14 protein-coding genes and 1 pseudogene are annotated in these 13,805 nt (G+C 60.9%); 9 read left to right on the forward strand and 6 right to left on the reverse strand.

Features of this window, described 5'->3' with window-relative positions; genetic code table 11:
• Nucleotides 1-79: 79 nt before the first annotated feature.
• Nucleotides 80-808 (forward strand): SDR family oxidoreductase, encoded by a 729-nt coding sequence (locus GGD53_RS17780; RefSeq protein WP_184457915.1) that lies wholly within the window; start codon nucleotides 80-82, stop codon nucleotides 806-808.
• Here the strand turns inward: GGD53_RS17780 and GGD53_RS17785 are convergent.
• A complete protein-coding gene (locus GGD53_RS17785) occupies nucleotides 771-1,694 on the reverse strand; it encodes a LysR family transcriptional regulator (RefSeq protein WP_184457917.1) in 924 nt (307 codons plus the stop codon). The two genes, GGD53_RS17780 and GGD53_RS17785, sit on opposite strands and share 38 nt — an antisense overlap.
• Nucleotides 1,695-1,764: 70 nt before the next feature.
• The gene (locus GGD53_RS17790) at nucleotides 1,765-2,202 is read right to left on the reverse strand and encodes a hypothetical protein (protein WP_184457919.1); all 438 of its coding nucleotides are present in this window, start codon (nucleotides 2,200-2,202) and stop codon (nucleotides 1,765-1,767) included.
• Nucleotides 2,203-2,633: 431 nt separating this feature from the next.
• Here GGD53_RS17790 and GGD53_RS17795 point away from each other — a divergent pair, with 431 nt between their 5' ends.
• Nucleotides 2,634-3,914, forward strand: coding sequence for an MFS transporter (locus GGD53_RS17795; protein ID WP_184457921.1), 1,281 nt, complete (start codon nucleotides 2,634-2,636; stop codon nucleotides 3,912-3,914).
• 14 nt (nucleotides 3,915-3,928) lie between these two features.
• Here GGD53_RS17795 and GGD53_RS17800 read toward each other — a convergent pair whose 3' ends face one another.
• The 3 genes from GGD53_RS17800 to GGD53_RS17810 are packed head-to-tail and all read right to left on the reverse strand — an operon-like array spanning nucleotide 3,929 to nucleotide 5,637.
• Nucleotides 3,929-4,624, reverse strand: a complete 696-nt coding sequence (locus GGD53_RS17800; protein WP_184457922.1) for a TIGR02281 family clan AA aspartic protease — start codon at nucleotides 4,622-4,624, stop codon at nucleotides 3,929-3,931.
• Nucleotides 4,621-4,836 (reverse strand): DUF1289 domain-containing protein, encoded by a 216-nt coding sequence (locus GGD53_RS17805; RefSeq protein WP_184457924.1) that lies wholly within the window; start codon nucleotides 4,834-4,836, stop codon nucleotides 4,621-4,623. The genes GGD53_RS17800 and GGD53_RS17805 overlap by 4 nt, the downstream gene beginning before the upstream one ends.
• Nucleotides 4,837-4,854: 18 nt before the next feature.
• The gene (locus GGD53_RS17810) at nucleotides 4,855-5,637 is read right to left on the reverse strand and encodes an adenosylcobinamide-GDP ribazoletransferase (protein ID WP_184457926.1); all 783 of its coding nucleotides are present in this window, start codon (nucleotides 5,635-5,637) and stop codon (nucleotides 4,855-4,857) included.
• Between the two features lie 138 nt (nucleotides 5,638-5,775).
• Here GGD53_RS17810 and cobT point away from each other — a divergent pair, with 138 nt between their 5' ends.
• Both cobT and GGD53_RS17820 read left to right on the forward strand, forming a co-directional pair.
• Nucleotides 5,776-6,792 carry a nicotinate-nucleotide--dimethylbenzimidazole phosphoribosyltransferase gene (gene cobT / locus GGD53_RS17815; RefSeq protein WP_184457928.1) on the forward strand — a complete coding sequence of 339 codons (1,017 nt, stop codon included), beginning with the start codon at nucleotides 5,776-5,778 and terminating at the stop codon, nucleotides 6,790-6,792.
• Nucleotides 6,793-6,907: 115 nt separating this feature from the next.
• The gene (locus GGD53_RS17820; protein ID WP_184457930.1) at nucleotides 6,908-7,291 is read left to right on the forward strand and encodes a diacylglycerol kinase; all 384 of its coding nucleotides are present in this window, start codon (nucleotides 6,908-6,910) and stop codon (nucleotides 7,289-7,291) included.
• 105 nt (nucleotides 7,292-7,396) lie between these two features.
• Here GGD53_RS17820 and GGD53_RS17825 read toward each other — a convergent pair whose 3' ends face one another.
• The gene (locus GGD53_RS17825) at nucleotides 7,397-8,932 is read right to left on the reverse strand and encodes a sensor histidine kinase (RefSeq protein WP_064810556.1); all 1,536 of its coding nucleotides are present in this window, start codon (nucleotides 8,930-8,932) and stop codon (nucleotides 7,397-7,399) included.
• A gap of 106 nt (nucleotides 8,933-9,038) precedes the next feature.
• On the opposite strand from GGD53_RS17825, the gene GGD53_RS17830 reads away from it, so the two are divergent.
• The 5 genes and pseudogenes from GGD53_RS17830 (at nucleotide 9,039) to GGD53_RS17850 (ending at nucleotide 13,805) form a co-directional block, all read left to right on the forward strand.
• Nucleotides 9,039-9,596, forward strand: a complete 558-nt coding sequence (locus tag GGD53_RS17830; RefSeq protein ID WP_184457932.1) for a thermonuclease family protein — start codon at nucleotides 9,039-9,041, stop codon at nucleotides 9,594-9,596.
• 2 nt (nucleotides 9,597-9,598) lie between these two features.
• Complete coding sequence (locus GGD53_RS17835; protein WP_184457934.1) at nucleotides 9,599-10,231, forward strand: uracil-DNA glycosylase family protein; 633 nt, start codon at nucleotides 9,599-9,601, stop codon at nucleotides 10,229-10,231.
• Nucleotides 10,232-10,300: 69 nt separating this feature from the next.
• Nucleotides 10,301-10,789, forward strand: coding sequence for an Lrp/AsnC family transcriptional regulator (locus GGD53_RS17840; protein WP_184457936.1), 489 nt, complete (start codon nucleotides 10,301-10,303; stop codon nucleotides 10,787-10,789).
• Between the two features lie 689 nt (nucleotides 10,790-11,478).
• The gene (locus GGD53_RS17845; protein ID WP_184457938.1) at nucleotides 11,479-12,501 is read left to right on the forward strand and encodes a porin; all 1,023 of its coding nucleotides are present in this window, start codon (nucleotides 11,479-11,481) and stop codon (nucleotides 12,499-12,501) included.
• 382 nt (nucleotides 12,502-12,883) lie between these two features.
• A pseudogene (locus GGD53_RS17850) lies at nucleotides 12,884-13,805 on the forward strand (LysR substrate-binding domain-containing protein).

Genomic DNA, 13,805 nt, shown 5'->3' on the forward strand with positions numbered 1-13,805 from the left:
ATCGGCTTCTTCCGTTTTTCTTTCGCGTCCGGCGGAGGCATCTGCTGTCTCATTCCAATGGAGAGGCGAGACAGCTGTTATGAGCGTCGAAGGTCAGAACGTGATAATTGCCGGCGGCAGTTCCGGTATGGGGCTGGCGCTTGCCGGGCATCTGCTCGACGAGGGGGCGTCGGTGACGATTGCCGGGCGCGGTCAGGAGAAGCTTGCGGCAGCTTGCCTTCATCTCGGCGACCACCCGAAACTCCGAACCCATGTCGTCGATATAGGCCGGGAGGAGGAGGTCGCGGCGCTGTTTCGGGAGTGCGGACCGGTCGATCATATCGTCAGCACGGCGGCGGAAATCGAAGGAGCCTATCAGCTGCTGTCGTCGCTCGAACTGGCGGCGGCAGAAAAGGTGGTCCAGAGCAAGTTCTACGGGCCGCTGCTGCTGGCGAAATATGGCGCCTCTCGGCTGCCGCCGTCTGGTTCGATCACCTACACCTCAGGTATTGCGGCCTATCGGCCGCTCGCGCGCGGATCGGTGGTCGCGGCCGTCAACGCGGCACTCGAGGGCCTGGTCAGGGCGCTTGCGGTCGAACTGGCGCCGATCCGCGTCAACGCGATCTCGCCGGGCTGGGTGGACACGCCGATCTGGAGCTTCGTTGCCGGTGACGCCAAGCAAACGAGGCTGGATGCGATGGCGCAGCGCCTGCCGGTTGGGCGGGTTGGGCAGCCCGAGGATATCGCCGATGCAATCCGTTTCCTGATCGGCAACGGCTTCACCACGGGCACTACCCTGCATGTCGAAGGCGGGCATCGGCTGGTCTGATCGGCGAAAGATTTTCGCTGGCCGATTGCAGAAGAAAAGCGATGTGCGGCGGCTGGACGCGCCGGCGTCGCCACATCATCACCAGCGAAGCCGCCAGCGCTCGGCCGGGCCAGGGCAGTTCGACGACATCGCCGCGCGCAATGGACGGCCCCAGCGCAAGACTCGGGACCAGGCCGTAGCCGGCGCCTGATGCCACGAGCCGGATGATCGTTGCGATGCTGTCGGCTTCCGCAGCAACGGCCGGCGCAGCTAAATCCGCTTCGGCAAAGGCGGTATCGAGCAGGTGGCGATAGATGCAGCCGGCCGCGGTGGCGATGAACGGGGCTGTGCGCAGGGCTGCGAGGCTTTCCGGCGGCGGGATTTGCGAACTGCCGGCGGCAATCAGCACCAGCGGCTCGCTGGCGATGCGGCGTGTCACGAAGCGCTCGTCCTGCTGGCCGCGATCGAAGGTGAAGACGATATCAACCGAGCCATGCTGTAATTTCGCATGCAACTCGCCACTGCCGCCGACCTTGAGTTTGAGACCAAGATCGGGATTTTGCCTGCGGAGGCGGGAGAGCCAGGGCGCCAGCCTTTCAGCGGCAATGGTTTCGAGCGTGCCCAGGGTGATAGAGGCTTCGGAAATGCCGGCGGCAACGCGGGCGGCGGTCTGCGCCTCATCATTCAGTGCCAATATCTCTTCCGCATAGGCCTTCAGTGCCATGCCTGCCGGTGTGGGAGCGACGCCCTGCCGGGAGCGGAGGAAGAGTTCAACCCCCATCTCCTCTTCGAGTGCCTGGATGTGATCACTGAGGCTCGACTGAGCGAGATTGACCTCGACGGCGGCGCGTGTGAGGTTTCCGTGCCGGATGACGGCCAGGAAGGTTTTCAGTTGTCGTGGGGTCATGTCGGGCTCCGGCATTTGCGCCAATGCAGGATATCAACAAAGGCAATCCAGCCGCAATGCGGAGGCGCTGTCAGGCACTGCTGACGAGCAGGGCGCCCAAGAGGATGAAAAGGGTGCCGGCTGCGAGCCGCGCCATGTTGAGCTCGGAGGCTTCGCCGAGAAAGACTGCGCCTATCGCCAGCGTCACCAGCACGTTGCAGCTCCAGATCGGGGCGAGTTTCGAGACCGGCATGCCATAAGCGATGAGTGCGAGGCTGATGAGCCCAGTGCCGAGGGCGAAGCAGGCGCCGGCGGTTGCGGCAAAACCAAGTCCTTGTGTGGTCCAGGCGGCAGGGCGCCAGATCAGCGCGGCGATCAGACCGGCGAGGGCGCAAGCGGCGCCGAAGGCGATGAGATAGACGGCGGAGCCGGTGGCGGCCGCAGCACTCTGCTTCTGGAAGATGGCGGTGACGCCCCAGAAAACGGCGGGCAGAATGCCGCCGATGACGATCGGCCAGAGTGAATTCATGGCGAAACTCCTGTCGCACTCATGAGCAAGGCCTTCGCCTGAAGCGAGGGCCGGTCGGACATGCGGGGTGCCGCCAGACTAGGAGTTTCTTTTTGCTCTTTGTGGTCTTGTTGTTTTGCGCTTGAAGGTGCCAGATCTAGGTATCGCCGTAAAGCCGCATCGCGCCGCGCACGCGCGTCGGCTTGCATTTTCTGCGAGCATTGAAACCGCACGTTGACGAGATGGAAATTTCTGTCTAGCTGTACGGTCATGAAGATCGCAATGGTTCTTGTCGTGGTGATAGGGCGCATGGGCAGGATGGTGTAACCATCCGGCGATCAGCCCCATGCGCGGTAAAACAAGCTCCTGACGGGGCTTTTTTTGTGCCCTGAATTTGCGCTGCGCCTCGTCAGATTCCCTTACAAAATCTCGCTGACAAGACTGGCAAGACCATGACACGCGACGATTCCATTCAGACTGCCGGCCGTACGGCCGGGGAAACGGCCACGGCCTCAACCGCTGCGCCACAGCGTACAGTCCTTCTCCTACTGACGGCGCTCTCCGTGCTGCCGGTCAATATTTATCTGCCGGCGCTGCCGAAGATCGCGGCCACCTTCCAGGCCGATTTCGCGCTCGTCAATCTTTCGATCGCGGGCTATGCGGTTATCAATGCGCTGACCGAAATCATCGCAGGCGCGATGTCGGATCGTTATGGGCGCCGACCGGTCGCGCTGATCGCCGTTTCCATTTTCATCGTCGCGTCGATCGGCTGCGCGCTGGCGCCCAATATCGGCATCTTCCTGTTGTTTCGCGTGATGCAGGCGTCGATCGCCGCCTGCTTCTGCGTCGCGCTCGTCGCCATCAAGGAGACGGCGGGCGAGCGCGGGGCCGCCAACAGGATCGGCTACGCCGCCATGGGATGGGCTATCGCGCCGATGCTGGGCCCAAGCGTCGGCGGCATTCTCGACGAAACGTTCGGATGGCGGGCGATCTTCGTCGCTCTTGCGCTGATAGGCGCAGCCATCCTCGCCATTTCCATGCGCGAGCTGACGGAAACAGCCGGACCCGCGTCGAGATCAAAAGGCAATTACCTTGCTTCCTACCGGCAGATTCTCGGTTCGGCGCGGTTCTGGGCCTATACGCTGTGCATGGCCTGCTCGACCGGCACTCTCTATATCTTCCTCGGAGGCGCATCCTTGGCAGCCAGTTCCTCGCTCGGCGGATCGAGCGCGAAACTGGGCTTTTTCATGGGAATGGTTCCCGCGGGGTTCATTCTGGGCAGTTATCTCGCTGCCCGATTGACGAGGCAATCGCACAGCACCACGCTCGTCATTGCGCGATTATCGACGTGCATGGGTCTGCTCTTGGGGCTGATCTTGTCGATCTCGGGCGTCACGCATGTCCTGGCATTTTTCGGACCCTGTATATTCATCGGCATCGGCAATGGCTTGACCTTTCCGGCCGCCAATCTGGGCGTGATGTCCGTTCGCGGCCATCTCTCCGGCACCGCTGCAGGCCTTGCCGCAGCCATGTCGATCGCCGGCGCCGCCCTGATCGCTTCGATCGCCGGGCTGTTTCTCCGGGAGGCAGGCGCAGTGTTGACACTGTTCGCGATGTTGCTGACATCGGCGTCACTTGCCTTGTCGGCAGCATTTTTTGCAGCTTTTGTCGACCGGCGACTTGCGGTCCGTATTCCCAATGGAGAGCCGGCCGAGAGCGGATCGGGGGCATGACTTGTTCTGCCGGATCAATCCCGCATGCGCAATTCGTCCGTCTGCATCTGCAAGGAGCCCAGCGTTTCCAGGAAGCTCATGCCGAGCAAGCTCTGGTCAAGCCGGCCGTCCTCGGCGACGCTGGCTGCGACATTGTTGCGGACGATCGGACCGATCGCCACCTGGTCGAGCGTAATGGGGGCCGCGCGGCTGCGGCCGTTGGCGGTCATGACCGTCATCGAGTAGGTGAGGCCGGTGAGATCGATGCCGATGCGTTCAGCATCCTCGTGTGAGAGCGCGACCATGCTGGAGCCGGTGTCGACGAGCATCTCGACGGTCCGGCCATTCACATCGACGTCCGCTTCGAAATGGCCGTTCAACAGTTTGTGCAGGATGATTTCCGCGCCACCTTCGCTCGTCGTGACGACGACGGCGCGGCCAGGAATGAGACCGGCCAGCACCCGATTGCCGACGCTGATCGCTTCCTGACGATAGAGGTAGACGGTCACGAGCGCCAGGATGATGACCAGCCAGATCATCATCTGGCGCATGGTTTCACCGACGCTGCGCGCCCAGATCCCGGCCGACAACATCAGTGCGATCGGCAGCAGGTAAACGAAGCGGCCGAACTCGTCACTTTGCAAGCCGAGAATGCGGCCGCTGTCGCCGTTGAGGATCAGCACGATAAGACCGATGCCGATCACGACGAGAATGACGGTGAAACGGATCATGAAGACTGCCCCGGCCGCTCGGCGAGGCTTGTTTTCATCCGGCTCGTCATCGCGGCGGTTGCGAGCCTCGCCGGCAGCTGCGCCATGATCCCGCGCCGTTCGGCATCGGTATAGTTCATCCAGCCACCGATTTCCTGAAGAGTGCGGCCGCAACCGGCGCAAAATCCGGTGGCTGGAACCATGGAGCAGACGTGAATGCAGGGTGTTTGCATGGCTGATATATCGGAGTTTCAAAGAGTGGTGGCAAGGGCGCAAAGGGTGGCGATTTCGCAAATCTGCTGCGTTGCGCCCAGCGTGTCGCCGGTGTGGCCGGCAAGCTTGCGGCGGATGACGGCGGTGAAAGCGAATCCTGCGACACCGGTGGCGAGCAGGCTAGCGACGAGCGGCCGCAGGCCGAATGCCGGCCAGATCAGAAGTGCTGCGAGCAGACCGGCCGAGACGAGCGCAAAATGCATCGCCGCCTCATTCGGCTGGCCTGTCGAGGCGGCCACGCCATCGGCCTTTGCGGCCGGCAGCCGTTGCCAATGCCAGGCGATAGCGCCACGGCTGAGTGCTGCGACGGCGGCAACGGCAAGCGCTGCGGCGAGCGGTGAGGAATGGCGGACGATGGCGGCGAGTGCGGCCGCACGGATCGCGAAGGAGAGGATCAGCGCCATCGCGCCATAGGTGCCGATCCGGCTGTCCTTCATGATGATAAGGCTCTGTTCGCGGTTCTTGCCGCCGCCGATGCCGTCCGCCGTGTCGGCCAAGCCGTCTTCGTGCAGTGCGCCAGTGGCAAGAGCCTGGACAGAAAGGGCGATCAGCGCCGCCAATAGCGGGTCGGCGCGCAGGCCCGAAAGGAGGAAGAGGGCGAGCGCCGGGACGAAGCCGATGACAAGACCGGCGAGGGGAAAGGCGCGCACCAGGCGGCCGAGCCTGCCGTCATAGCCTTCGAACAGCGCTGGCGGCATCGGAAGACGGCTCAGAAAGGCGACGGCGCGGGCGGTATCGACCGCATAGTCCTTGATCTTCATTCTGTTTCGTTCTGCCGGAGGGGCTGCGGCGCTTTTGATGTTGTTCGCTTCGTCCGCCGGCTTTAAGAGAGAGCCACCGCAAAGAAGCTGATTTGCGTCAAAAAAACAAGAATAGCCGATTCATAGGAATACGCACCGATGAGCGTTTCAGGCCTGCCTTTCGACGATTTCCGTACCCTGCTCCGGGACCTGCCCGGGCCGGATGCCCGCGCACTGGTGGCCGCACGCGAACGCGACGCGCAGCTGACCAAGCCGCCGGGCGCGCTCGGACGGCTCGAGGAGATTGCCTTCTGGCTTGCCGCCTGGACGGGCCGCCAACCGGCCGTCAACCGCCCGCTGGTGGCGATCTTCGCCGGCAATCACGGCGTCACCAGACAGGGCATCACACCCTTTCCGCCCGCGGTGACGCAGCAGATGGTCGAGAATTTTGCAGCCGGTGGAGCTGCGATCAACCAGATCTGTGTCGCTTATGATCTCGGGCTGAAAGTCTTCGATCTGGCGCTCGATTACCCCACCGGCGATATCACCGAGGAAGCGGCACTTTCCGAGCGCGACTGCGCCGCGACGATGGCCTTCGGCATGGAGGCGATCGCCGGCGGCACCGACCTGCTCTGCATCGGCGAGATGGGCATCGGCAACACGACGATTGCGGCGGCGATCAACTATGCGCTCTACGGCGGTTCGGCGCGCGACTGGGTCGGACCCGGCACCGGTTCGGAAGGCGAGATGCTCGAGCGCAAAATCGCGGCGGTGGAAAAGGCGGTGGAGCTGCATAGCGACCATCTCAATGATCCCCTGGAGATCATGCGCCGGCTTGGCGGTCGCGAGATCGCGGCGATGGCCGGCGCCATCCTTGCCGCCCGGATGGAGCGCATACCGGTGCTGATCGACGGCTATGTCGCGACTGCCGCGGCGGCGATCCTGAAAGCCGCCAATCCCTCCGCGCTCGATCATTGCCTGATCGGCCATGTCTCCAGCGAACCCGGCCATCTGCGCGCAATCGAGATGCTCGGCAAGACGCCGCTTCTGGCGCTCGGCATGCGGCTTGGCGAAGGCACCGGTGCGGCACTTGCCGCCGGCATCGTCAAGGCCGCCGCTGCCTGCCATTCCGGCATGGCGACGTTTGCCCAGGCAGGTGTGAGCAACAAGCATTAAAGCGCGTCGCGATCTTTCAGATTCGCTTGGCCCGCGCTTTAATTCCTTGTTTTACGCATGTCGTTATCGCAAAACCGCTGCACACTTTTGCGCGATATGTTCTGGGGGATCGATCTTGACAAAGCCCGCGGTGATGAAGCAGACCGGATTTCGACATTTCATCGCCGCAGCCAGCTATTCCTGGGCAGGTTTCCTGCGCGTGCTGAAAGAGGCGGCCTTCCGCCAGGAGCTCGGTTTTTCCCTCGTTTCGCTGGCGGCGCTGGCGCTGGTGGGGGCCACTTTCGGTGAGATCGTCGTGGCGGTGCTGCTGTTCCTCGGGCTGTTTTCGATGGAGGCGATGAATACTGCCGTCGAAGAGGTGATCGACCGGATTTCACCGGAGATTTCGATCGTCGGCAAACATGCCAAGGATCTCGGTTCCTTCGCGGTGACCTGCATGATCGCCGCCTGCTGCCTCTATCTCGGCTTCGTGCTCGGCAAGCACCTGCTTTTCAGTTGAACTAAAGCGCGTTGTATGAAACCTGATTCATGCGACGCGCTTTAGCTCCTTGTTTCTATGAATGTCGTTATCCTGGAACCGCCGCACACTTCCGGGCGACACGCATTAGGCAAAACTCTTGCGCTTGCGCGCGACAGCCTGAGCCTCTTCGACGGCCGGCAGGCTCTGGAGCACGCGCTTGGCAGGCAGGATGGCGATAACCTCGGTGCCTTCGCGCAGCTTCGATTTCAGCAGGAACTGTCCGTCATGCTTGGCAAGGATCGCCTGAACGATCGGCAGGCCGAGGCCGGTGCCTTGTTCGGCGCTCTTGATGGCGATCGAGCCCTGGCCGAAGGCCGAGAGGACGACGGGAATCTCTTCTTCCGGAATGCCGGGACCGTTGTCCTTGATCGAGATGTACTGTCCGCCGCCGGCCGTCCAACCAACCTTGACGTGGATTTCGCCGCCCTGCGGCGTGAATTTGACGGCATTGGAGAGGAGATTGAGCACCACCTGGCGCATCGACTTCTCGTCTGCCCAGATAGCCGGCAACTGCCGTTCGAACTGATCCGAAATGGCAATGTTCTTGGCGCGGGCGCGCAGCTGCACCATGCCGATGCAATCCTCGGTGATATCGAGCAGCGAGATCGCTTCCTCGCTCAGTTCGTATTTGCCGGCCTCGATACGCGACAGGTCGAGGATTTCGTTGATGAGATCGAGCAGATGCTGGCCGGAGCGATGGATATCGCCGGCATATTCTTTATAGGTCGGATTGGCGAGCGGTCCCATGACTTCGGCCGACATCACCTCGGAGAAGCCAAGGATGGCGTTGAGCGGCGTCCTGAGTTCGTGCGACATGGAGGCAAGGAAACGGGACTTGGCGAGGTTTGCCTCTTCGGCGCGGCGGCGCGCCTCGTCCGACATCGATTTCGCCACTTCAAGCTCGGCGATCAGGTCGTCCTTCTCCGACTGGTAGGAGAGTATCCTGAGGTTGGATTTGAAGAGCCGGTCGCTGATATAGTTGAAGAAGACGAGAGTGGTGGTGAAGAGCCCGGTCAAGCTGATTTCGAGGAGGTCGCGCGACAGGCCGCTCTTGGCGCCAAGCGCCAGGACCGCCGGTGCGAAGGCAACCAGCACGGCAGGCGTCAGCATGAAGTTCGACATCGCCGTGACGGAAAGCGCAATCAGCAATGTTGCGCCCTTATAGAGAATGAAGCTCGACGGCTCGCAGGTGTCGCACCCCTGCAACGCGAAGACGGCCCAGCAGCAGCCGACCAGGAATTGGCCGGCGAGCAGCAGGCGGCGCCATTTGCGGGCGCTTTCGGAGGTGATCTCCTGTCGGCGCGCGCGCCGGGCGAGCAGGATGTTGCCGGTGTGACAGGTAAGCGTCAGCAGCGCCCAGAAGAGCAATTGGGTATCTTGAGTGAAATAGACGCCGAGGGCGGTGATGATGACGACGAAGAGCGGCATGATCGTCGCGCCCTGCATCATCGATGCTATATACATCTTGAGTACGTCACGGTCGAAGGCGGAATTGGACGCATGGCCGGACTGCAGGCGTTCGCGTGTTTGCCGCACGGCCTTGGAAACGGCCTTGTTGCGGTGGCTGCGCGACCTGTCGACGATAATCTTGTCGGTCGATGTGCTTACGCCGGTACTCATGTGCACGTTGAAACTTCACCCCTGGGTGGATAAGAGCTTAACCGGCAATTCTTAAGAAGATGTTTGCCATCTTTGCCAAGGATTTGTTTTTTAAGGAGGCGAAAGCGTGACACGGGGCCTGCGCCTGATTCGCGACGGCGTGACCGCTTTTGCCCTGCTGGTGCTGCTGGCGCTGATTGCCGCCAAGATCAACGATCGAGCAACAATCCAGCGTGTCGGCGCTTTTCATGCTGCCGATGGCGACAGTCTGACATTGGGCGGGGAGCGCTTCCGCCTCGAAGGCATTGACGCGCCCGAGATCAATCAGAGCTGTGAACGGGCGGGAAAGGCCTGGGCTTGCGGGCGCGTGGCGCGGGAGGCGCTGCAGGAGATGGTGCTGGCATCGGGAACGCTTTGCCAGGGCGACCGGCGCGACCGCTACGACAGGCTGCTTGTCGTCTGCCGAAGCGGGACGGGCGGTGACATCAATGCCGGCATGGTGCGCCGAGGCTTGGCTGTCTCCTATGGTGGCTACGGCAAGGAAGAGATCGAGGCGAGAGCGGCGAAGGCGGGGCTGTGGGCCGGGACTTTCGAGCGGCCGCGCGATGTGCGCGATCATGCCCGCCAGGAATCCAGTTACGGCGAGGCGTTGCGCTTCCTCGGGCGGATCGTCGGATGGGAGTAGCGATGACCGACGAAGCCAAGCTGGAAACTCTGCGGCGGGAAATAGCCGCCTGTCGCATCTGTCGCGACGCCCCGGCAAAAGGGTCTGAGCACCGGCTGCCGCACGAGCCGCGGCCGGTGGCCGTGATCTCTTCGCGTGCACGCATCCTGATCGCGGGGCAGGCGCCTGGCCTTCGGGTGCATGAGAGCGGCCTGCCGTTCGACGATGCATCGGGGGACCGGCTGCGGTCATGGCTCGGCGTTGACAGAGCAAGCTTTTACGACCGAAACCGATTCGCCATCGTGCCGATGGGCTTCTGCTTTCCTGGCTACGACGACCAGGGCGCGGACCTGCCGCCGCGCCGTGAATGCGCTCCGCTCTGGCAGCAAAGGGTGATCGCGGCGATGCCGCAGATCGAGCTGCTGCTGGTCATCGGCCAATATGCGCAGGCCTGGCATATGACTGACGAGAGACGAGGCAATATGACCGAGACGGTGCGGGCGTGGCGCGACAGCCTTATGTCGGGCCGGTCGCCGGCGGTGCTGCCGCTGCCGCATCCGAGCTGGCGCAACAGCGGCTGGCTGAAACGCAATACCTGGTTCGAGCAAGAATTGCTTCCTGTGTTGCAAGGGCGGGTGAAAACGCTGCTTTCCTGAAACAAAATTCTTTTCCTCGCGCGGAATCGGGTTATACAAAGAAAATAATTCGAAAGGACTGACGTGCGCATGGACCGCCTCGACCGAAAAATACTGCGTCTGCTGCAAGAAGATTCGACCCTTGCCGTTGCCGACCTCGCCAAGAAGGTGGGGCTTTCGACGACGCCATGCTGGCGGCGCATTCAGAAAATGGAGGAAGATGGCGTCATCAAGCGTCGGGTCGCCATCCTCGATCCGGAGAAGGTTAACACCAAGGTCACGGTTTTCGTATCGATTCGCACCGCCACCCATTCGATCGAGTGGTTACGCCGCTTTTCCGAGGTGGTTGCCGAATTCCCCGAAGTGGTCGAATTCTACAGAATGAGCGGTGACGTCGACTATCTCCTGCGAGTCGTCGTGCCCGATATCGCCGCCTATGACGCCTTCTATAAGCGGATGATCGCCAAGATCGAGATTCGCGACGTCTCCTCCGCCTTTGCGATGGAGCAGATCAAGTATTCGACGCAGCTGCCGCTCGACTACATGATTCTTGAGAACGCCAGATCCAACGAGGATTGAAGTCGCCGATAGGTTGCGACGAGCCGCTGGCCGGCAGTCGCATATGCCGCGTGGTACTCGCCCCCGCATCCGGGTCTCTGACGCGATTCGCTGGCATGCGGAAATGCGGCGCTCGGAAGCGGCTCTCGGAAGAATGTGGCCCAGACTGCAAGAAAAGCCGGAAAAATCGCAAAAAAACGCTTCAGTTTCACCAAAATTCTTGAAAAATATATAGCCTGATAACGATTGCACGGCTATGATGTGTGGCATCAATGAGCATCCTGTCATCATTTTGACTCATTGGTATCGAAATCAGAACACCATGTTCTACACCGCTACCTTGTATAGGTTCATCAGTCGGCGGTAGAGTTTATGTGCTTCACCATTGTGTTCGGCGGGTCGAACGGTGGAGAATTTGAGAATGCGGCATAGCGTTTGCGGCTTGCGATGGAGGTTTCCATTGCGAGGCCGTTTTGTGCGTTTTTCACCTAATTATTTGAAATGTTGTATAAAAATCACGTTGCTGGCGAAAGTTGCTCCGGCGAACCCCTCTCAGATATATCGAGAATTGCTTGAATGCGCCTTCTGTGTGATGACGGTTTGGCGGTTCGATCGATCCGCACGCCGAGATGGCTGTTCAAACTGGGCCGGCTTCAAATTGACTACCCGACGAGACGTCAGCCCCGATCGACAAAGGAATGGATTGGTAAATGAACATCAGAATGGTTTTGCTTGCATCAGCAGCAGCATTTGCTGCATCGACGCCGGTTCTTGCAGCTGACGCTATTGTTGCTGCTGAGCCGGAACCGGTTGAATATGTTCGCGTCTGCGACGCTTACGGCACCGGCTACTTCTACATCCCCGGCACCGAAACCTGCCTCAAGATCGAAGGCTACATCCGTTTCCAGGTCGACGTTGGTGATCAGCCGCTCAACGGCTCGGCCAGCAACGATTCGGATTGGGATGCCCGTACTCGCGGTCAGGTTCAGTTCACGGCCAAGAGCGACACCGAGTATGGTCCGCTGACCGGCGTCATCGTCATGCAGTTCAATGCTGACAATGCCTCCGACCAGGACGCCATTCTCGACTCCGCTTACCTCGACATCGCGGGCTTCCGCGCTGGTCTGTTCTACAGCTGGTGGGACGACGGTCTCTCGGGTGAAACCGACGACATCGGCTCGATCGTAACGCTGCACAACTCCATCCGCTATCAGTATGAAAGCGGCGACTTCTACGCTGGTCTCAGCGTCGACGAACTGGAAGACGGCTTCTACAAAACCGGCGAAGGCCCGAACAACGTAGGCGTTGCCTTCGGCGTTGGCGGCAAGGCTGGTGCCTTCAGCTACCAGGTCACCGGCGGCTGGGACTTCGACAACGAAGACGGCGCTGTCCGTGCAATGGGTACGGTTGACATCGGTCCCGGCACGCTCGGCCTCGCAGCCGTATATTCTTCCGGCCCGAACTCCTACTACTCCGCAGCCGAATGGGCTGTCGCTGCCGAATACGCAATCAAGGCAACCGACAAGCTCAAGATCACTCCCGGCGTCCAGTACTACGGCGACATCTACGAGGCTGGCGACGACTTCAGCGACAACGACGCTTGGAAGGTTGGTCTGACGGTCGATTACCAGATCGTCGACAACTTCTACGCCAAGGCTTCGGTTCAGTACTTCGATCCGGACAATGGCGACGACTCCACCTCGGGCTACTTCCGCCTGCAGCGTTCGTTCTAATCCACTTGGTGAGTGTCCCCGGTCTTCGGACCGGGGACGCTTCAAATCAGTTTCTGATCCGAGTGACCTCCGATCAGCTACGGGGACGGGTCCGGTCTTCCCTGCCGGACCGTCCTTGCAGTGTTTTTGACACGCGCTCTTGTGGTTGTATTTTCGGAGCGCCATCCAGGTAAGCCGTATCGCACGTCGGCATCCTGCGGGCGTTGGTCGAGGCCTTCTTTTCTCAAGAGAGTTTTGGATTGACCGTTGGGCATTGGTTGGCTTTGCCGCGGCGGGTCGTGAAAAGAAGATCCAATGTCGACAATGTGATTACAGCTTTGCTGGAGAGGGGATACAACCCTTTCGGGCGGCATTTATTCCTACTCTCGGATAGATTGTTCGCATGGACGATCTCAACGACTATTATTATTTTGCAGCCGTCGTCTCCAGCGGTGGTTTTGCTTCTGCCAGTCGCAATCTGAAAATACCGCGCTCAAAATTGAGCAGCGGGTCAGCCGGCTTGAGGACGGGCTTGGCGCACGGCTGATAGAGCGTTCGACCCGTCACTTCCGGGTGACCGAGATCGGTCAAGCTTTTTACGAAAGATGCCAGCCATTCTGCAGGAGGCCGATCGCGCCAAATCGATCGTCACCGAGGCCCAAGCAGACCCGCAGGGTGTGGTGCGGATGGGCTGTCCGCTTGGTCTGGTCGACATTCCCGTCGGAGGCATACTGCCTGAATTCCTCGAATGCTATCCGAAGAAAAAGCTGCAGATTATCGGCTCCGAACGCCGCGCCGGCCTCATTAATGAATGGATCGATCTTGAGGTGAGGGCGACCAACGAGCCGGAGACACAAACGAGCCTGACGATGCGCAAGCTCGACCGGGCGCGGCGAATCCTGGTCGCAAGTCCATCGCTCATCGAACGTAGCGGCGGTTTAAATTGCGTCGACGAGCTCGCCGATCTTCCGACGCTGGCGATGACCCCGTGGGTGTCGTTCCATAGCTGGGAACTCATCGATCCGAATGACAACAAACGGGTAATCCGGCATCAGCCGAGGCTGACCTGCCGCAGCATGACCGCCATTCTCGATGCAGCCCGCGCCGGCCTCGGCTTCGGGCTTCTGCTCGAAAGCGCCTGCGAGGCGGATCTGCAGGCCGGCAGGCTGGTGCGGGTGCTGCCGGAATGGCAGTCGGAAGAGAGCCAGTTTTATATCGTCTTCACGACGGCTAGAGCGTGCTGCAATTTTCCGGAATCGGGATTCGCAAATCAGCGGAAATGTGATTCCCTATGCATGCCGGGAAAGGATGGCCGGCATGGATGA

This window comes from Rhizobium aethiopicum (genome assembly GCF_014197535.1).
Taxonomy (GTDB): Bacteria; Pseudomonadota; Alphaproteobacteria; order Rhizobiales; family Rhizobiaceae; genus Rhizobium; species Rhizobium aethiopicum_A.

Bases quoted from the DNA above. Each gene is read 5' to 3' on its own strand.
- GGD53_RS17780 (WP_184457915.1), top strand. From the start codon at position 80: ATGAGCGTCGAAGGTCAGAACGTGATAATTGCCGGCGGCAGTTCCGGT.
- GGD53_RS17785 (WP_184457917.1), bottom strand. From the start codon at position 1,694: ATGACCCCACGACAACTGAAAACCTTCCTGGCCGTCATCCGGCACGGA.
- GGD53_RS17790 (WP_184457919.1), bottom strand. From the start codon at position 2,202: ATGAATTCACTCTGGCCGATCGTCATCGGCGGCATTCTGCCCGCCGTT.
- GGD53_RS17795 (WP_184457921.1), top strand. From the start codon at position 2,634: ATGACACGCGACGATTCCATTCAGACTGCCGGCCGTACGGCCGGGGAA.
- GGD53_RS17800 (WP_184457922.1), bottom strand. From the start codon at position 4,624: ATGATCCGTTTCACCGTCATTCTCGTCGTGATCGGCATCGGTCTTATC.
- GGD53_RS17805 (WP_184457924.1), bottom strand. From the start codon at position 4,836: ATGCAAACACCCTGCATTCACGTCTGCTCCATGGTTCCAGCCACCGGA.
- GGD53_RS17810 (WP_184457926.1), bottom strand. From the start codon at position 5,637: ATGAAGATCAAGGACTATGCGGTCGATACCGCCCGCGCCGTCGCCTTT.
- cobT (WP_184457928.1), top strand. From the start codon at position 5,776: ATGAGCGTTTCAGGCCTGCCTTTCGACGATTTCCGTACCCTGCTCCGG.
- GGD53_RS17825 (WP_064810556.1), bottom strand. From the start codon at position 8,932: ATGAGTACCGGCGTAAGCACATCGACCGACAAGATTATCGTCGACAGG.
- GGD53_RS17835 (WP_184457934.1), top strand. From the start codon at position 9,599: ATGACCGACGAAGCCAAGCTGGAAACTCTGCGGCGGGAAATAGCCGCC.
- GGD53_RS17840 (WP_184457936.1), top strand. From the start codon at position 10,301: ATGGACCGCCTCGACCGAAAAATACTGCGTCTGCTGCAAGAAGATTCG.
- GGD53_RS17845 (WP_184457938.1), top strand. From the start codon at position 11,479: ATGAACATCAGAATGGTTTTGCTTGCATCAGCAGCAGCATTTGCTGCA.